Source organism: Staphylococcus sp. HMSC34C02 (assembly GCF_001838705.1).
Taxonomy (GTDB): domain Bacteria; phylum Bacillota; class Bacilli; order Staphylococcales; family Staphylococcaceae; genus Staphylococcus; species Staphylococcus borealis.
Genome location: NZ_KV838566.1, coordinates 118,216 through 138,340 on the forward strand (window position 1 = coordinate 118,216; position 20,125 = coordinate 138,340).

Consider the following 20,125-nt stretch of genomic DNA (forward strand, 5'->3'; position numbering starts at 1 on the left):
TATACATTAAACCTTCATGATTGTTCCCGGGAAATATTATCATGAAAATACTGAGAAGAATTGTAATCTTTATGAAAACGTATTAAAGTTAATGTATATACGTAAATCATTGGGCATATAGAAAGATAGGAGGAGACGCAATGACATTTGAAGAACGTATTCAAGCGTTACGCGCTGAAAAGAGTAGAACAAGTTTCTCATTCCATTTCATCGATTTATATAGTGAGGACGAATGGATGAATATGAGTGTGAAACAACGCACACGCCAAGAAAGAGAATTTATCGCACAATTGGACGAAATACCACGTGTAAGAATGCCATTCTCTAGTCAAGAAGGGTATAAATTCAAGTTATATAATCAAGAATACCAATACAATGAAGTTAAGAAGAATTTCAAAGACTTATAATACACTGAAGCCCGTATCTCTATGGTAAGATACGGGCTTTCAACACATTATTCCAGAATGATTAGGGGTATATTTATGGTATGCCTTCGACTGCTCACCAACGAAGGCATATAAGGTTCTTGAATGTTAATAGGAGGCCATTCAATTTGAATTAATTTGTAACGAGTGTTTTACGTTCGAGTCCATAGTAATATAGTCGTTCTGCATCAATGTACGGAATAGAATCGATAGTCAAGTAGCCATCTTTAATATCACCGATCATTCCTTGATTAACACCAGTTTTTAAATAAATTTCGTAACTGCCTTCATCAGAAAAAACAACTTCTTCAATTACTTTTCTCATCAGTATCACTTCCCATTACTTATTCCTTACAATTCTTATCATACACCCTTTTAAAAATTTTTAAAGCCTTTTGTGATACTTTTCACAAATAGTTCACTTTTTTGAAAATTAAAGTAATCAAAGGGATTTATGTATGTGGAATATACATGCTCACCTAAAATGAATAATGAATCAAATTTAACTACTAAAGCCGCTTTATCATAAATGAATTATTTTAAATTACTATAGACATACTCTATTTTCATATCTAAATTATCAGGCTCTTTGATAAAATTACCTACATAATCATTTGCTTCATTACTATTTAGCAAAATATTTTTTATAATTTCTTTTTGATAATCTTCTTCAGCTCTGTTAGGAGTTAAAGCTCTATGACAGGCTGGACATAATTTAACTAAATTTTCAAGGATGTCACCTGACTGTTTTGCTCCAAATGAAATAACATGATGCAATTCAAAATAGTGCTTATCGGAATTTCGTTTTTTAAATGTTCTATCTGACTTAGAATAGTAATCTTTACAAGCAACACATTCATCTGGTAATATTGCATCAGCCGTTAAAACAATTTGCTTATTTCTTCTGGATCCTTTTTCCTCAACATGCTCTTTATCGAAATTAAGTTGGTCACGCAACTCTTTAATTTTATTTTTTAATTCATTTTCCGACAAATTATCAAATGAAAAGCTGGAATTAACTATTCTCTCTCTATAGAATATTATTCTCTCTAGAAAACTATTATTACTCTTAAAATAATTTTTTTGTAAAATAATCTGACTTCTATTTTTTAAAATATCAGCTTTATATTTATTGACTTTTTCTAATTCATCTAAACAATTATCGTAAAACCATCTTATATTAACTCTAACTTGAGTGTTTCTTTTGTTTTTGTTTTCTACATATTGTTTTTGTAGATTTCTGAAATTTAAATTTAGTTGACTTACTGCCTCTGTATTTAATAATAATGTTGTTAAGAGTTGTATGTAATCTTCAGATAGTATTCGATCATAAATGTCTAAAGCCATAAGCCCCCTATTCATATCAATACTACCTCTCAATGCATATGCACAATTTATTACTTTTTTATCGAATATTTCACTCTCATAATCAAATCTTTTCTGTTGAATTAAAGAAAACAACTTTTTAAATAATTGAGAATAATCATAATTCAAATCATTTTTTAAATAAGCAACGTGCCCACCATTACCTTTTATTGCAAAGTCTAATTCTGTATACTCATTTAGTAAATAATTATTATATTCAACATCGCTAAATTCTAAATCTTTAGGGGCATGTACCGACTTACGGTAACCACTTCTAACTTCAAAATCTCCATCAATTTGATCAGTAGTATTAAAAAAAATTATTAATAAACTCTCTAATTTTAAATTTTCCAATTCACTAACTAAATTCAAAACTTATCACCTCTATATGAATATTTTAACATAAACTAATTGAATAATTTGTTATTATATGAGATGATATGAGGAACTGATTTTTTATACCTCAAGGAGTATGTTATGGAATTTAAAATATTAGATTTATTTTCAGGTGCTGGCGGCTTTTCCTGCGGTTTAGATTTTTTAGATAATTATAAAACCGTTTTGGCAGTAGACAACAATAAACATGCAATAGAAACATTTTCTCACAATTTTCCAAATGCTAAAACAATTGTTGGAGATATATTATTAGATGACGTAAAAAAAGAAATTATAAATAGCGCACAAAATCTAAACGTTAATATGATTATAGGTGGTCCCCCTTGCCAAGGTTTCAGTAATAAAGGAAAAAAATTAGGTTTAGATGATCCTAGAAATTTTTTGTTTTTGGAATATTTGGAAGTAGTTGAACAATTAAAACCAGACATTTTTATAATTGAAAATGTAAAAAGTATGGTTACAGCAGCAAATGGATACTTTATGAATGAAATTCAAAATAAAATTGAAAGCTTAGGGTACTATATGACGTGTAGTGTTTTAAACAGTAAAAATTATGGTGTACCCCAAAGTAGGGAAAGAGCATTCATTTTAGCGTATAAGCATAAAACTTTGTCCCTTCCATTTCCTGAAACAGATAAGCAAGTTACTGTTAGACAAGCAATATCTGATCTTAGTTATTTAAATTCAGGCGAAGGAAGTGTAATTTCTGAATATAAAAATTCATGTCAAAGTGATTATCAATATAATCTTAGAAAGAATAGTCATGTGTTATATAATCACATTGCATCAAACCATTCAGAAATAGCCCTTAAAAAACTCTCTTTGATTCCCGCTGAACGTGGAAAAGAATGTCTCCCACCAGACATGATAGGAAATCAAAAATTTAAAACTACATGGGGAAGACTAGTATGGGATGATGTAAGCCCTACTATTGACACTAGATTTGATACGCCATCGAATGGAAAAAATTCTCACCCTTACCTTAATCGAGCAATAACTCCAAGAGAAGCAGCAAGAATTCAGAGTTTTCCAGATACTTTTGAATTTTTAGGTAAAAAGACCGAAATTTGTAAGCAAATTGGAAATGCGGTCCCCCCATTACTATCTAAGAAATTAGGAGAAAGTATAAACATGCAAATAAATAAAACAACACGTATCTTAACTGATAATTATAAGTTATTTAATGATGATGCTTATGATATTGTAACTGAAATTGAAAATTCCAATATGCAGATTGATCACATAATAACAGATCCACCTTATAACATCTCTAAAAACAATAATTTTTCAACTATGAAGAATCCAAGAAAAGGCGTAGACTTTGGTGATTGGGATAAAGAATTTGATTTATATGGTTGGATAAAACCATATACCGATTTATTATCCAAAAATGGATCTATAATAATCTTTTGCTCTTACCGATATTTAAGTCACTTCGTTGATGAATTGGAAAAAAATGAATTAGTTGTAAAAGATATCATTAAATGGGAAAAATCTAATCCAATGCCTAGAAATATAAATAGAAGATATGTTCAGGATACAGAATTTGCGCTATGGGCTGTGAAAAAGAAAAGTAAGTGGGTTTTTAATAAACCAGAAAATGTTAGCTATTTAAGAGCTAATTATAGAACAGGGGTAGTTTCTGGTAGAGAAAGAACTAAACATCCAACACAAAAAAGTTTAAAACTAATGAAAGAAATAATCCAAGTTCATACAAATCCCAATGATACAATATTAGATTTATTTATGGGAAGTGGTACAACTGGTGTTGCTGCTTTAGAATTAAAACGAAAGTTTATTGGTATTGAAATTAATGAAGAATATTTTAAAATAGCAAGCTCTAGAATTGAACCAATTACTAACTTAGAGTTCGATATTTAATTCATCACCACCCTAATAAGGGTGGTATTATTTTCCAAACGTGTTTTTCTTTAACTATCAAATATATGAATGTTTAATACTAATATTTTCTGACCAAAAATATAATTTGATTTTATTATAATTAATAAGAGCTATGAAAATTACATAGCTCTTAATTCCTATCACTCTAATCTTTATCTTCTAACGCATTTTTGTTTTTCTTTAAATCTTCTTCAGTGACTACTCTTAAATTATTATTAACAGTAGCGCCACCTTCATCATCAAATTTACCTTCTTCTAGTGCATCTTCTTTGTTTGCATCTAAATTAGTAAATTTTGATTTTTCTTCTTCTAAGAATGATTTTGGATCATTTTTCAAGCGATTAGCGTATTCTTGAGGGTTATTTCTAACCTCTTGAATTGTTTCATTAGCTTTTGAACCTAATTGACTCGCTAAACCTTTTGCATTTTCTTTATAACTTTCTGGATCTTCTTTATATTTATTATATTGCTCTTTTAATTTATCTCTACTTTCTTTTCGAGATAATACAACTGCTGCAGTTGCAGCACCGACACCAGCAATAATTCTAAATAAGCCTGTAGTTTTAGACATAGCAATTCCCTCCTCATGATATATACATTATATTACCCGTTTTATTAAGCTGATAACATTAGAATTTCTTATGTATGCTTTTCAAACAATAGTCATCATATTCCTAATTACATACAATTTATTGATACTTTCAGTCCATTTTTTGATAACTTATACCTTAATGTTTGGTTTATAATTAACTTACATTAGATCGATCTGATGTACGAGGATATGAGATCCTCAATTGATAAAATTCGTTAGAGGTTCATCTTAACTGGAGAGTAAGATGGGTCTCTTTCTTTTTTTCTATAATTTTTTGAATGAAGTAAAAAGTTTGATATTTTTAGCTAAAGTTTTGATATTGGGAGAGGTATTCTATCCAAATAATATGTTGTACAATTTAAGTGTATTAGATTTATATCTAATACACACAGGTTTTGAAGAGGCTGGGAAATATAACCATTACATATTGTATTTCCCGACAGCTCATCTTAGCGGAAACTGGGATGAGTTGGTTTTATAGTTTTTGAAATATTTGTTCATAATACGTTTGACAAGTCAGTCAACTCAACATGAATCAACAGCCTAGATTACGTAATCTAAAGAAGAACCCATAATTCTTTATTCAATGTCAAGATGTATTATGATCGGTGTTTCGAGGAATACGCAATTACATGATGTTAATTAATACTTACTCTCTGATGCTTTATCTAAGTATTAATTAAAGCGGAATCGCTTTTAGAGAAATATGAGCGTGATGTATGGGGATACATCAAAGTTGAACCCCATAAACATTTAAGCTGATCACTTAAATGTTTATGGGGTCTTCTTTTGCATTTACGGCTATAATCCTAATTCTTTAATAAACTGAACCAGTTCATCTTTCATCTTTGGATCTTTCAGGGCATACTCGATTGTTGTTTTAACGAATCCTAATTTCTCGCCAACATCATAACGATCACCGTCGAAGTCATATGCATATACAGGAATATCACTATTCATACGTTCAATCGCATCTGTGAGTTGAATTTCGTTTCCTGCGCCTTCTTTTTGTGTTTCGAGGTAATCAAATATTTCTGGTGTTAAGATGTAACGACCCATGATGGCAAGGTTCGATGGTGCTGTACCTTGTTTCGGTTTCTCAACAAATTGTTTGACTTCGTAACGGCGTCCTTCTTTTCCTAGTGGATCGATAATACCATATCGATGTGTAACACTCTCTGGCACTTCTTGAACACCAATGACTGAATGGCCTGTTTCTTCATAAACGTTCATCAATTGTTTAATTGCAGGTGTTTCTGATTCAACGATGTCATCACCTAATAAGACTGCGAAGGGTTCATTCCCTATGAATTGACGAGCGGTATGTATTGCATGGCCTAATCCTTTTTGTTCTTTTTGTCGAACGTAGAAGATGTTTGCTAAGTCTGTTGAATATTGTACTTTCTCTAGTAACTCATCTTTACCTTTGGCTTCAAGAACCATTTCTAATTCTTTTTGGTTGTCAAAGTGATCTTCAATTGCGCGTTTATGTTTACCAGTTACGATGATAATATCTTCAATTCCTGCACGTGAAGCCTCTTCCACTATGTATTGAATTGTTGGTTTATCTAAGATTGGAAGCATTTCTTTCGGCATCGCTTTAGTGGCTGGTAAGAATCGCGTCCCTAAACCAGCAGCAGGTATGATTGCTTTTTTTATCTGTTTCAAACTCAAGTAACTCCTTTGCACATTGTGTCTTTTATATCATTTTTTAGTTTATCACGCTTTGGAAGTCTTTCCTAGTGATAGCAAATATATTATTAATAAATAAAGTTATGGTTACAAGATTAAATTGATTTATTTAATATATTTGCTCATAATTAATATATAAAGATAAAATGGAGGGGAACTCATGAAACTAAAGCGTTTCTCAGTTGAAAATTACAAAGTTTTTAAGAAAGAATTCACTGTAGAATTTATAAAAGATGGTAAAGACAATCATTGTTTACAAAATTCCTTTAATATATTAACTGGAAAAATAATATGGGGAAGTCAACATTTTTAGAAGCTATAAGTGAATTTTTTAAAAGTTCATCTCTTTCAAACAAAATTTCAAACGAGTGCTTTAATAATTCAAACAAAAACATTGTTTTTAAAGCTGAATTTATACTTAATGAAAATGATGACATTTTGAAATATTTAAATGAAAACTATTTTGAAGAAGAGCAAAGTACTTTTAACATTACAATTGTTAAAGAATATCGACTAGAAAAAAAACCTGAATATTACATTTTAAATTTTAAAAAAGAATTAACCAAAACCCAAATTAAAGAAATAGCTAAACTAATAAATAATAAAGAACCATATTACATACGCCCTCACATGACTACCGAAGAAATTGATAAAATAATAAGTAACATATATACAGATGCTATTACTTCTACTGAATACGCGAAAGAAGATTTAAATAACGTTAACAAAGAGGTTAAATCCTTTATTCAAAAATTAAAAAAAGAAACAGACGATGCATTGAGTACAATTGAGAAAAACGTCTCTGAAATATTAAATATGTTATTTGCTGACCAAAATCTTAAAATCAAAATTTCCGGGGGAGACCCAAACGGCTTTTCAGTTAAAGACTTGTTAAAGAATACTGATACAAAGATTACTGTAAGCTCTAATCAAAATAACGAAATGTTATTATCTGAACAAGGTACTGGTGTACAAAGAATGAGCCTAATTTATACTATTCAAAATATTATCGGTGATAAAGTTGGAAATTTAGGAAATAGGATGCTTTTAGTGGATGAGCCAGAAGCTTTTTTACACCCTGAAGCCACAAGAGGATTAAGTAATTCTTTATATGAGATAGGTAATAAAATGCCTATTATTATAACAACTCATTCTCCAATTTTAATAAATTTAGAACAAAATCATACTGTTATAGATATTTTTAAAATTGATAATTCTAACTCTAACGCAATTATTTTATATAATTCAAAATCAAATAAGTTCGATGAAAATGATTTACAAAATATGAAAATTTTAAATTACGTTGATCCTTATGTTAATGAATTTTTCTTTTCTACCAAAAATATAATCGTTGAAGGTGATACAGAAAAAATGATATTAGGCTACATAAGAAAAAGATTTAATGCTAATTTCCATATTATAAATGCCCGTGGTAAATCTACAATTCAAACAATAATGAAAATATTAAATCAATTCGATTCAGAATATTACGTTTTACATGATTTAGATAATGTTAATATTAACTCAAGCGAGTTAAAAAAACAGCGCACAAACTGTTATAATATTTTAAAGCTAAAAAGTGATGATTCTAAAATTTTTGCTATCAAACACACTTTTGAAGCTGCTTTTTATGGAAAAACACTTAGTAACAATCATAAAACAGAAGCATTATTTAAAATTTTATATGAGGAAAACAATCACGATGACCCAATAAGAAAAACAATTCTATCAACGTTTAATAAAATTTTCTCATTAGGAATAGATGAACTAAGCTTTAATGAAGAGTTTATATCAAAAAATGTTTTAAATATACAAAAACAAGAAGATATTGATAGTCAATTTAATATAGATTAAATATTAAGAACATACTCTAATAAAAATTATATTACATTTAAATTAGAGTATGTGTTATAAGTTACACAAATAAACTAATGAATAATATAAAGATGATACCTGATACAGAAATAATGGTTTCAAGTAATGACCATGTTAGGAATGTTTCTTTTACGGTTAAACCGAAGTATTCTTTAAACATCCAGAAGCCTGCGTCGTTAACATGAGATAAGATAACACTTCCGGCGCCTATTGCGAGCACAACGAGTGCAACGTTTACGTCAGAGTGTTGCAATAATGGTAAAACGATACCTGTGGTAGAAATGGCAGCTACTGTAGCTGAACCTAATGCGATACGTAATACAGCTGCTACAATCCAAGCAAGTAGTATTGGTGACATGGTTGAACCTTCGAACATTTTCGCGATGGTATCGCCTACGCCGCCATCAATCAGTACTTGTTTGAATGTACCACCACCGCCAATGATTAAAATCATCATACCTATTGGATAGATGGCGTTGGTAACTGACTTCATAATGTCGTCCATTTTTCTGCCACGATTTAAGCCCATAGAGAAGATCGCAAAGATAACTGAAATTAACATTGCTGTACCTGCAGTACCAATGAAGTAAACAATTTGTTCAAATAAATTTGTAGCTGCTTCATGGCCTGTGATTAATTGTACAATAGTTGAAATTAACATTAAGATAACTGGCAACACAGCTGTAAATAAACTTAATCCGAAGCTTGGCATTTCAGATTCTTTGAATTCTCTTTGAGATCCTAATGCTGAGATATCACCTTCACGCGTATAGGCAGAAGGAATGATTTTTTGTGCGATTTTATTAAATATTGGTCCAGCGATAATGGTTACTGGAATGGCAATGATAATACCAAATAGCAATACTTGACCAACGTTCGCTTTTAATTCTTTTGCAATAACGACGGGGCCAGGGTGTGGTGGTAAGAAACCGTGTGTTACTGATAAAGCCGTCACCATTGGTAAACCTAATTTAAGTGGTGAGACTTTCGCACGTTTAGCAATTGTAAATACTAATGGAATTAATAGAACTAACCCTACCTCGAAGAATAGTGCGATACCTACAATAAAGGCTGCGATTAGCATTGCCCATTGCACGTGTTTCGGTCCAAATTTAGCAATCAATGTGTCGGCAATTCGATTGGCACCGCCACCATCAGCAAGTAATTTACCAAGCATGGCACCTAATCCAAAGATTAGCGCAATGTGACCGAGCGTACTTCCCATGCCCGCTTCTATGGTTTCCATAATTTTATTTAATGGCATACCTAGTAATATCGCAGTGACAACAGAAGTGATGATTAATGAAATAAACGTGTTCAATTTTAAGAAAATAATTAATGACAAAAGTAATAAAATCCCAATAACAACACTGATAATTGGCCAAATATCTCCAAACATCGTAAACCCTCCTAATGTTTTCTTTTTCTAATTTAATGATTTACTCCATGTGTTTACGTTGAAAGTCTGCAATTTCTGCATAACGTTCTTCTAATGAACGACTTAAGTTGATAAAGATGGATACTAACTGTTGATACACTTGAACTGTGTCTGGATCAGGTTGATGCGCATTTGTTGTCCCGACCATTTGTTCAATAATTGAGTAGTCTTCAATGTCGCCTAATGCTTTCAAACCTAATACACATGCGCCTAAACAAGAGCTTTCATAGCTTTCAGGTACAATGAGATCAGTGTCGAAGATATCTGCCATCATTTGACGCCACACTTCACTCTTAGCAAAGCCGCCTGTTGCTTTGATTGTGCTTGGTGTTTCATTCATGACTTCCACAAGCGCAAGATAGACTGTATACAGGTTATAAAGTACACCCTCTAATGCGGCACGTATCATATGTTCCTTTTGATGAGAGAGCGTTAATCCGAAGAATGACCCACGCGCATCTGCGTTCCATAATGGTGCACGTTCCCCTGCAAGGTAAGGATGGAAAATAAGTCCTTCTGCACCTGGTTTAACTCGGCTAGCGATTTTAGTTAGTACATCATATGGGTCAACGCCTAAACGTTTCGCCGTTTCCACTTCACTTGCGAGTAATTCATCTCTCAACCATCTTAGTACGACACCGCCGTTATTTACGGGTCCACCAATGACATAATGATCTTCGTCCAATACATAACAAAAGATACGACCTTTATAATCTGTGCGTGGTTTATTAATTACTGTACGAATAGCACCAGATGTACCAATCGTGACAGCCACTTCGCCCTTTTTGTAGCTGTTTACACCTAAGTTTGATAGTACACCATCACTTGCACCTACAATAATAGGCGTATCCTCATCAATGCCCATTAGGGTGGCGTAGCGTTTTTTCATGCCTTTAAGTATGTGTGTGGTAGGTACTAATTGTGGTAATTGTGCCTCAGTGATACCAAGTAATTCGAGTGCTTCTGCATCCCAATGGCGTGTTTCTAAATTAAACATACCTGTCGCGGATGCCATTGAATGGTCAATAACGTATGTTTCAAATAGTTGATAAAATATGTATGTTTTAATATCAGCGAACATCGCCGTTTGTTTATAAATATCAGGTTGTTCATGTTTCATCCAGAAGATTTTAGATAATGGTGACATTGGATGAATTGGTGTTCCTGTGCGTTGATATATGTCTGAGCCATGATGTTCCTTATTAATTAGTTCTGCGTATTTACTCGCGCGATTGTCTGCCCATGTAATACTTTCAGTCAAACGATGATGTTGCGCATCGAGTGCAATCAAGCTATGCATTTGTGCGCTAAATGCAATGAGTTTGATGTCTTCTTTTTTAATATTTGCTTCTCTTACAACATATTTCACAGTCATAAGAACGGCATCAAACAATTCATCAGGATTCTCTTCAGATACATCAACATTGGGCGTATGTAAGGGGTAGCCAATGCTATGTTTCATGATAAATTGTCCATTTTCATCGTATAATACGGATTTCGTACTTGTTGTCCCTATGTCAACACCAATCATGTAGTTCATAGTATTCCTTCTTTCTTCTATTTATCTTAGCCAGAAGCTTTCAATGTCTTCGCCAACATCATCGAAATTTAAGTGGAAGGCTTCTCTTAATTTTGTAGAGTCATATTGTTCTACCGCTTCAACAAACACATTATGATTGTGATGAATGCGTTCAAAATCTGCTTTATCCTGGTCCATACGTTGTCGCATGGATAACAATACGAGTGTTTCGATCACGGGTTTCAAATGTTTCCAGAATGTTTGTAAATATTGGTGATTTGATGCATGTATCATTGCTTCATGAAATTGAATATCATGTTGTGTAAATGCTTCAGCATCTTCGAATTTAACTGCTACTTTCATCATTTCAAGATGTTTACGCATCTCTTTGATAATCGGTTCTCTATCTATATGTTTTATCTTTGCGAATGCAAACGACTCTAGCATTAATCGTAAATCATACAGTTCTTTCTTCTCTTGCTCACCAAATTGCAATACTTTAGCGCCCATGCGTTCTAATTGAATGAGTTGATCTGTTTGTAATAATTTAAAGGCATCTCTAACTGGCGAACGGCTAACGTCAAATTGTTTAGCCACTTGATTCTCTGTAAGTAGTGTGCCCGCTTCAATCTCACCACTTACAATTTGTAAACGTATTTCTGCTGCGACACCTTCACCTTTAGACATACCTCCAAACCATTGTGTTGGATAACTTTCTTTCACATGCATCACTCCTATTCATTCAATTACAACTTGTATACAAGTATATTAATATATCGCATCCATTTTTGCAAACGCTTTCTTTTTATAAATTTAAAAATCCCGGCCACAGATGGACCGGGAAAACCATGATTAAAATTCTATTTCTTCTTATCTGAAACTTCGATGCAGTAATGTGTTTCGTGACACTTAGGGCATTCTAATTTACGTGTTTGCATAGTATGTCGTGCCACTATAAATTGTTTCACAGATGGTTTAAACGTATGTTGGCAATTGGGACACAGATATGAAATATTTTTATAATAATATGTTGTTAATCCTATGGCATAGGTTACTAAGATAGGCAAGATTGAAACGAAAGGCTTACTCGAACTTCTTAGCAAACTTGCAATTAGTCCTGTGTATTGAATCATGCCAATGATACCTGCGCTAATCCATACTTTACTTTTAAACGATTTCAATGTAGTCGATTGTTTCATTGCTTTATCTATGTCAGATAAATGATTTATTGGAGCGCTTGAGTAATTTGAAATATATTGGTCAACGTTGTTCAAATGGTTTAGTGTTTTTGTTTGGTCATGTATGCTTGTCTCTAATTCTTTCTTATGCAGTTGCAACATTGCTTTAAGCGTCTGCATATCGCTATCTTCATACAACAATATTTTAATTTCATCTAACGTACAACCAAATTGCTTCAACAAAACTATCAACTGTAGTTGTTGTATATGATCATCATTGTAATATCTACGATTTGATTCTGATGCACGTTTAGCTGTTAATAGACCTTTACGATCATAATATTGTAGTGTTCGAACTGTAACTCCTAAATGATTGGCTAGCTCTCCAACTGTATAATGTGACATAGTGTACACCTCCTACATTGAATCTACCTCATGACGCTACGTCACGAGCAAGACATTTTTACATATAATTTAAAGTAAGTCTGAAGGATGTCTTATTTGTCTTCTATCCAATCTTTAATATGATCTACGATGCCTACCGTACCATTAGGTAATTGTTCAAGGACAGATGGAAAGTCCATGTGCCCAATACCAGGATAGACGATTTCTTTCGTTTCTCCACCATAGCGTTTATACTGCTCCATAGTGGCTTGTGAATCTGTATACGGGATAATTTCATCATCTTGACCAGAGATAAATAGTAACTTTGGAAATTGTTCAATTTCTTCAATATCTGGAAGATAATCTGCTTTAATTGTATATAATAAATCAGTGATGATCGTCTTAATCGGGGCGACAAAGGATAAGATATCTAGTCCGTTTTCTTTTCGTGCGTAAACTGTTTTCTTTAAGATGTATTGTGGCAAGTTTTTGATGGCAGTAATTTCATCTTTGAAATGATCACGCTTACTATCTGTTGAGAATAACCGTGCAAGCATACTTGTGTTTGGCGTAATTTTAGCTGCGCTACTTAAATACACAAGATGAGATATCGGTAGTTTATTAAATTTCAATAGACGTGTGCCAATCATCCCTCCCATTGAATACCCAATAATCATGACCTTTTCAAGGTGTTGTGTGGCAACGATTTGTTCCAAAACATCTTCAATTCGTTCAGAGTAATCATCTAAAGTATGGTTATTACGATCAATCTTTGAACTTTTGCCACGACTAGGACAATTAATAAAAATCATTTTATACTCTCTGAAGTAGGGTTCGAACATGGTCATAATACGGTATGTCATGATAGCACCATGTATAAATACGATTGCTCTATTTGATGTTAGATTGCCCGCGAAAGCGACTTCTACTTGTTCGTTATGATAATTTTTTAATTGATAAATTTGTGTTTTAAAATGTTTTCTGTTCATAATCAACCTCAAAAATCTCTATATTACTAAATTATTATTTTATCATAAAATTATCAAAACAGAGACAAATTAAAAAAGCATAACTTATAAAATTGTTACAAGTTACGCACAATTCAATAAGTTACGCTATATCGTTTAATGTTATTCATTATTATCTGAAATTGCAGAATGAATGGATTGCATTTTAGATTCTACATCTGAAATTTCAAGGGCACAGTCTTTTAACATATCGCTATAATCTTCTGTATTAGCGTTATTTTTATAACGAATTTTATGTTCTAAACTTGCCCACATATCCATGCCAATGGTTCTAATTTGAATCTCTACAGGTAATGTTTCCACTTTATTGGATAAGAATACGGGAATTGTCACAACGATATGTAAACTACGATACCCATTTTCTTTCGGATTTTTAATATAATCTTTACGTTTGAGAAGTTTAACGTCTTCTTGTTTTAGGAGCATCTTCTCAATGACATATATATCTTCTAAATAGTTACAAACGACACGAATTCCCGCAATATCAAGAATATGTTTACGCGCACTTTTTGCACTAATTTCGACTTGCTTACGATGTAGTTTTTTAATTAGACTATTCATTTCTTTTACACGTCGTTCCATATGATGAATCGGATTATGTTTATAAACATAGTTAAAGTTGTCATCAAGAATATCTAATTTGGTACTGATTTCTTTTAAAGCTGAGGCGTATAAATGATCGAGTTCTACGAAACCAATTAATCTATCAAAGGCTTCATCTCCATCTTTGAAATGATGTAAGTTATCTTTAAATTCACTTCGTAATTCTTCTATATACAATGATGGTTTTCTTTCTACATACATAGTATTTCCTCCTTAATCATCACTGTTTATTATATCGAATTACAAAATAAACTAAAAATAATACTCTTTTATTGCAGATTATTTTAGAACTTTCAATTGTTAATGAAAACGCACGACGTTGAAACAGCATTCTGTTTGAACGCATTGTTTCAGCCTCGTGCATTGATTTTATTGCGATGATTCACTTTTTTTATGTTCAATGACTGTCGTACCACGATTATCAGCAATAGCTTGCGCGCGTTTCGTGGCGTCTGCTTTCTTCTCAAAAGTATCGGACGCTTGTTTCGCCCCTTCTGTTTTCACTTTCCATTCGTCCTCTTCAAAATATACATGTACATTTTTGTCATTGAGTTTTGGATTCGCTGATTGATCCTTTTGGTGTTGTGTGACATGCTTGTGCTTTAATTCATCAAGCTCTGCTTTCGATGCATCTTTATACCAATCTTTAGCTTGTTGTGTTGCAATCGGTATAACATCGCCTTCTTTATAGCCATCTTTCAACATTGCATTACCAATATCGATGGCTTTTTTTCGTTCTAATTCATCAAAGTGCTTCCACGTATTCGGATAATCGTCCATTGTCCAAGGCATGGTATCAATCTCCTTTTCATTGATAGTTAGCTTTACCACTATCACCAGAAGTGAAACTCGATGATGGTATTATGCTTTAATTGCCGCTCCATCTTCAACTTCATTAATATCTTTACGTGTATGCACACAATTATTTTGCAGTCGCATTAATGCCGATTTAATGTAATTATATTGCGGTAAATCGGAAAGTTCATTAATTTCAAGTCTGCTTTGAAGTTCGAAATGTTTCGCTAAGTTCTCAAAGGTAACAAGGTATTCTCCCATTTGATGATCAGAAATACGTTGACGTTGATGATCTTGCATTGCACGCATTAACATAAAGTTAATTTCTTCCAATGCGAAGATGCTTGGATAATAATAACGAATCACTTCTTGATTTGAGAATAATTCACCACTTGCTGAATTATTAATTTGTGTCATGTTACTCATTTTCACTGATAAAGCTAAGCTTTCATCTCTTTCACGTAAATCATCTTGGTAATGATTTTCTGAGAATAAATATTGGAAGATAACGGCTTCTTTACGAACCACTTCTGCAATCGTACGTGGTAACATGGCGGATGCTGTTTGTCGATTAATAAGTAAGATCCCAACAACTGCGATGGCAATACCAATCAATACATCAAAGATACGTGTATAGGCAATTGAAATGGACAGGTTATCTGACGCTAAACCATTTAATAATATAACTTGGATTGTAATAAAGATTACCGCAAAGGCATAGTTAGAACCTACAAATGTTTCAGTAACCATTGCCGCAAGACCCATAATGATGACTGCGATAATCAAGTGTGGATTGAAATATAGTATTGCTGATAATACGAGTGTACCTAAGATGGTACCTAGGCCACGGGCTACAGAACGGTCTAACATGCGTCGTGTTGTCATACCTAATAAGACGGTATGCGCCGTTAATGGAATCCAGTAAGATTTTTGGATATTAAATGCTAATGAAATAAAAATGGCCACTGCCATAATTACGGCATAAATCAAAGTATTTCGAAATACGATAGAATCTAACGTTAAATTATGAATGATACGTTGACTGTAAAGTGGCTTACGAACACTCGCTTCATGTTCAATTTGGTTAGAATCTAAATTTGTAATTTCATCGATTTTCAAGATATATTGCCATAAATCGTCAAACGCTTCATCAACATTGACTTCTTTTGTCCATTTTTCTCGTGCTACTGATGTGCGATATGCATTGCGTATTGCAACGTCCATCATTTCAACTAATTCATTTGGAATTGGGCGTATACCTTTTTCATGTAATTCCAATAGCTCTGAATACAAACCTTGTGCTGAGGTATGTAGCAATAACAATCTTTGGAAGCGAGGACTTAATTTTTGATCAGCCCCAGCTGTTGCAGTGATTAACAATTCATCAGAGTTCTTGAATTGTGTTACTGCTGCTTTGGCACTCTCTTTAAACTTATCAACATCGTTATAATTGTGCATTAATTCTTTAATCATGTTAAAGTCAGCATTAATTGCTCTATTTTCAATCTTTTGCTTTTGGAAAAGGATTGTCAAAATAACTACAAATGTAGCAATCGCACCACCAATAAGAATGGCAACACCGCGGTACAGTGCTTCATTTGGTGCTACTGGCAAGTTGCTCGGTAAACAAAATGTTACAAGGAAGAAAGTTGAAGACGGTCCAGCAATCTTCAATGCACTGAAGATATAGTAAGGAATGACCGTAACTAATAATAATGTCACACCATATAGAATCGGTTCAGTAACCGTAAGTGTTCCCAGTATCATACATACCGCAAATGAGAGCGAACATAAGATAACTGTTCTAATCATTGAGCGTGGTGAGCTTTTGAACACATAAATATGTGCCAATGTCCCAGTTGACACGAGCAATCCTAGTGCGAAATTACCTAGGAAATAACCTAATAGTGCTGGGATTATTAATAACAAGCCCTGTCTGATACCTTTCATCGGGTCAACTTTGCTTGTATCAAATGTGATAAGTGATTTTAAAACATTTCCCAATGTTATCTTTCCTTTCTATAAAACATACATATTCAATGATAACACTTTTTATTCGTTCATATGATAGTGATTGTTTAAATAATAAAAAGGTAGGATTGAAATCATCGCTTCGCAATTGACTTCTTATCCTACCTTAGTACTGTTTATATTATGAAATTAACTTTAATTATTTTACTTCAGCTACGTCGATCACTGGTTTTTCTGTAATATAGTTGCCGATATTTTCACTAAACACTTTAAAATGATCTGAATGATTGTGTGCTTCAACAGCAGCTTGATCTTTATAGTTCTCTACAACTACGAACGTATTACGTTCACTTACATCTTCATAGTGACTATAAAATGTATTACCTTCTTCTTCACGTGCATGTTTGACTAAATTCGTCATTAAATCTAAATAGGCATCACGATGTTCTTCGCTTACTTTAAGTTTTGCATTAATAATAATCATACATTTCACCCTCAATTTGTGATTTATTCACTATCATCTTACCACTTCCACATAGATAAAACAGGGAGTGGGACAGAATTCTTTTTAAATTCGTCGTCCCTCTCCCAACTTGCTTTGCTTGTAGAATTTCTTGATGAAGTTCTCTTTGCTGGGGCCCCGCCCGCAAGGATGACTAGAACTGAGAAAAGCTCGATTTAAGTGCCTTCTCAGTTCAGTCAGCTACTGCGAAATTGCAAAATAGCATAATTATATTATTTATGTCCCAGTCTCGACTATTTATCTAGGCATGATGCCCTAGTTTATATGAAATTATTTTAATTCACGACTTTCATCTTTAATCAATGGTTTATCTGGTGATACAAATAACCATAAAATTGCTGCGATAACTGCTGGAATAATTAGCAATTGGAAAGTCATTGTCCAACCAAGTGATGCTACTAATGCACCAGCTAAGAATGGACTTAATAACGCACCAATGTTACCCCATAAGTTCATCCAACCAGATACAGTACCTGCGAAGTTTCTACCAATGTCATTCGCTGCAGCCCAGCTCATACCCATTGATACACCCATACCGCCTAAACCAAGTGATAACCAGAAAATAGTTACATATAAATTATCAGTATGTACTGCAAAGAAAATTGAAACTGCAAATACGATGAAACCTACAATAGCAATCAATCCTCTTGAAACAAATCTTGATTGACCACTGCGTAAAATTTTATCTGAAATCGCACCAGCAGATAAAATTAAAATAAACATAATGAACCAAGGTAATGAACTAATCGCCATGTCTTTAAATTCTACATGGTATTGTTCAGTTAAGTACGTTGGTAACCAAATTAAGAATAATGAAATAACAAATTGTACTACAAAGTATTGACCTGCAATCGCATAGAAACTAATACGACGGAAGAATTGATTCCATGGTGGTAATGATTTCGTTGTTTGAACAAGGTCACGATTCTCCATAATGAAATGTTTCTCTGCGTCATTAACCATACGATGTTGTTCAGGTAAATCTTTCGCAATAATTCCCCATAATATTGCAATTAAGATACCTGCCACACCAAAGATATAAAATACCGCTTGCCAGTTAAATGCGTTTACAATAGCAATTGTAATGACAGGTGCTAATACAGGTCCAAAATATGAACCAGCAAGTAACATACTTGATGCTCTACCTTTCTCATCTTTAGAGAACCAGTTTGCATTAAACACGGCGTTTGATGGATACATAGGCGCTTCCCCGATACCGAATAAGAAACGAACTAAATATAATAAACCGTGATGTTTAATCATACCTGTTAAAATAGTGAAAGCACTCCACCATACTAAAGCAATTGTAATCATCTTACGTGGTCCGAATTTCTCAGCTAGCATACCTGAAGGTACTTGCATTAAAGCATAACCTAACGAGAAGAATGAAGCTAATAGACCAAATTGTTGTTTTGTCATATGTAAATCTTCCATCATTTGCGGGGCAATATACGAAATGTTGGATCTATCCATATAGGCGATTACACCTATAATAAAAAATGCTAATGCAAAAAACCAACGAACACTACTTTTCTTTTGTCTTTGTACCATAACCTCTTTTTCCTACTTCCTCTAATTTGTTGATTCTAAATATGTTGTCTAATATACTCACAAGACTCCCTATTATATAAAAATAACTCCCTTATAACCCTTACCATCATAGGGTTTTTAGCATTTATTTTTATTTATATTACCAGGTTTTGAAATCGTTTTCAATATCTTATTTAAAAGTTCTTTTATTAAATTGTACATCGTTCGTTACTTTATTCACTAATTGCGTCGTTTGGGAGTGGAATAGCATTCTTTTCACATTCGTTGTCCAACCCCAACTCGCTTAGCTTGTAAAATCACTTTCGTGATTTTCTGTGTTGGGGCCCCGACTCCCAGCTTGCTTTGCTTGTAGATTTCTTGATGAAGTTCTCTTTGCTGGGGCCCCGCTCCCAGCTTGCTTTGCTTGTAGAATTTCTTGATGAAGTTCTCTTTGCTGGGGTCCCGACTCCCAGCTTGCTTTGTTTGTAGAATGTCTTAATGCCGTTCTTTGTAGTGGGGCCCACTAGAACCGACAAAAGCTTAATTTAAGCGTCTTCTCTGTTCAGTCAGCTACTGAGAATTTGTGAAATAGTATCATTATATGATTGATGTCCCTTGCTCTTCCCATTAAAATTTGAACTCTATTCGAAAAAATTGTAGAATGAATTTGAAATCAAACGTGAATCATAATTATTAAAAATTAAATAGATAATTTATCCACTGGAAGTGCCTTTGTTTAAGGCTGAGAGTAAAGAAAGAACTTTATAATTCCTGGAACCTGATCCAGTTTGCACTGGCGTAGGAAAGTGGCTTGCTAAATAACGTTCTATATAGACCAACGCTATTTCCTACGAAGGAGATAGCGTTTTTTTCATTTGGGAGTGGGACAGAATTCTTTTTAAATTCGTT

The 20,125-nt window shown here is 33.1% G+C and carries 18 protein-coding genes and 1 riboswitch; of the genes, 4 read left to right on the forward strand and 14 right to left on the reverse strand.

All coding sequences use genetic code 11. The features are described 5' to 3' along the window. Positions 1–140 precede the first annotated feature (140 nt). Complete coding sequence (locus HMPREF3239_RS03360; protein WP_070854710.1) at positions 141–407, forward strand: DUF1413 domain-containing protein; 267 nt, start codon at positions 141–143, stop codon at positions 405–407. Between the two features lie 151 nt (positions 408–558). On the opposite strand, the gene HMPREF3239_RS03365 is transcribed toward HMPREF3239_RS03360, so the two are convergent. Further along, positions 559–750, reverse strand: coding sequence for a hypothetical protein (locus tag HMPREF3239_RS03365; protein WP_053028767.1), 192 nt, complete (start codon positions 748–750; stop codon positions 559–561). A gap of 209 nt (positions 751–959) precedes the next feature. Further along, positions 960–2,162 carry an HNH endonuclease gene (locus HMPREF3239_RS03370; protein ID WP_070854711.1) on the reverse strand — a complete coding sequence of 401 codons (1,203 nt, stop codon included), beginning with the start codon at positions 2,160–2,162 and terminating at the stop codon, positions 960–962. A gap of 105 nt (positions 2,163–2,267) precedes the next feature. On the opposite strand from HMPREF3239_RS03370, the gene dcm reads away from it, so the two are divergent. Continuing rightward, entirely contained in the window at positions 2,268–4,067 is a 1,800-nt protein-coding gene (gene dcm / locus HMPREF3239_RS03375) for a DNA cytosine methyltransferase (RefSeq protein WP_070854712.1), read from the forward strand. Between the two features lie 166 nt (positions 4,068–4,233). Here dcm and HMPREF3239_RS03380 read toward each other — a convergent pair whose 3' ends face one another. Together HMPREF3239_RS03380 and galU are read right to left on the reverse strand one after the other, a co-directional pair. After that, on the reverse strand, positions 4,234–4,659 hold the full coding sequence (locus HMPREF3239_RS03380) for a YtxH domain-containing protein (RefSeq protein ID WP_053030512.1): 426 nt from the start codon (positions 4,657–4,659) through the stop codon (positions 4,234–4,236). A gap of 822 nt (positions 4,660–5,481) precedes the next feature. Beyond that, positions 5,482–6,348 carry a UTP--glucose-1-phosphate uridylyltransferase GalU gene (gene galU, locus HMPREF3239_RS03390; RefSeq protein WP_053028771.1) on the reverse strand — a complete coding sequence of 289 codons (867 nt, stop codon included), beginning with the start codon at positions 6,346–6,348 and terminating at the stop codon, positions 5,482–5,484. A 184-nt stretch (positions 6,349–6,532) separates the two neighbouring features. Between galU and HMPREF3239_RS12415 the strand changes: the two genes are divergently transcribed. Continuing rightward, a complete protein-coding gene (locus tag HMPREF3239_RS12415; RefSeq protein WP_176747939.1) occupies positions 6,533–6,685 on the forward strand; it encodes a hypothetical protein in 153 nt (50 codons plus the stop codon). Beyond that, positions 6,664–8,226, forward strand: a complete 1,563-nt coding sequence (locus HMPREF3239_RS03395; protein WP_070854714.1) for an ATP-dependent nuclease — start codon at positions 6,664–6,666, stop codon at positions 8,224–8,226. Before HMPREF3239_RS12415 ends, HMPREF3239_RS03395 begins: the two co-directional genes overlap by 22 nt. Before the next feature lie 61 nt (positions 8,227–8,287). On the opposite strand, the gene HMPREF3239_RS03400 is transcribed toward HMPREF3239_RS03395, so the two are convergent. From HMPREF3239_RS03400 to HMPREF3239_RS03445, 10 genes are all read right to left on the reverse strand, one after another. Then, positions 8,288–9,646, reverse strand: a complete 1,359-nt coding sequence (locus HMPREF3239_RS03400) for a gluconate:H+ symporter (RefSeq protein ID WP_053028772.1) — start codon at positions 9,644–9,646, stop codon at positions 8,288–8,290. A 40-nt stretch (positions 9,647–9,686) separates the two neighbouring features. Further along, positions 9,687–11,225, reverse strand: coding sequence for a gluconokinase (gntK, locus tag HMPREF3239_RS03405; protein ID WP_070854715.1), 1,539 nt, complete (start codon positions 11,223–11,225; stop codon positions 9,687–9,689). A gap of 21 nt (positions 11,226–11,246) precedes the next feature. Beyond that, complete coding sequence (locus HMPREF3239_RS03410) at positions 11,247–11,891, reverse strand: GntR family transcriptional regulator (protein ID WP_371106758.1); 645 nt, start codon at positions 11,889–11,891, stop codon at positions 11,247–11,249. 173 nt (positions 11,892–12,064) lie between these two features. Then, positions 12,065–12,787, reverse strand: a complete 723-nt coding sequence (locus HMPREF3239_RS03415; RefSeq protein WP_070854717.1) for a MerR family transcriptional regulator — start codon at positions 12,785–12,787, stop codon at positions 12,065–12,067. Positions 12,788–12,879: 92 nt separating this feature from the next. Beyond that, positions 12,880–13,755, reverse strand: a complete 876-nt coding sequence (locus tag HMPREF3239_RS03420) for an alpha/beta fold hydrolase (protein WP_070854718.1) — start codon at positions 13,753–13,755, stop codon at positions 12,880–12,882. Between the two features lie 141 nt (positions 13,756–13,896). Beyond that, the gene (locus HMPREF3239_RS03425; RefSeq protein ID WP_070854719.1) at positions 13,897–14,598 is read right to left on the reverse strand and encodes a GTP pyrophosphokinase; all 702 of its coding nucleotides are present in this window, start codon (positions 14,596–14,598) and stop codon (positions 13,897–13,899) included. Between the two features lie 168 nt (positions 14,599–14,766). Then, positions 14,767–15,189: a DUF2188 domain-containing protein gene (locus HMPREF3239_RS03430; RefSeq protein ID WP_053028778.1), complete on the reverse strand. Its 423-nt coding sequence runs from the start codon at positions 15,187–15,189 to the stop codon at positions 14,767–14,769. A 69-nt stretch (positions 15,190–15,258) separates the two neighbouring features. Next, positions 15,259–17,196, reverse strand: a complete 1,938-nt coding sequence (locus HMPREF3239_RS03435) for an FUSC family protein (protein WP_070854720.1) — start codon at positions 17,194–17,196, stop codon at positions 15,259–15,261. Positions 17,197–17,362: 166 nt separating this feature from the next. Further along, a complete protein-coding gene (locus HMPREF3239_RS03440) occupies positions 17,363–17,647 on the reverse strand; it encodes a putative quinol monooxygenase (RefSeq protein WP_053028780.1) in 285 nt (94 codons plus the stop codon). Between the two features lie 309 nt (positions 17,648–17,956). Beyond that, positions 17,957–19,237: a pyruvate MFS transporter gene (locus tag HMPREF3239_RS03445; protein WP_053028781.1), complete on the reverse strand. Its 1,281-nt coding sequence runs from the start codon at positions 19,235–19,237 to the stop codon at positions 17,957–17,959. 691 nt (positions 19,238–19,928) lie between these two features. Further along, a riboswitch (TPP riboswitch) is annotated at positions 19,929–20,038 on the forward strand. Positions 20,039–20,125: the final 87 nt, after the last annotated feature.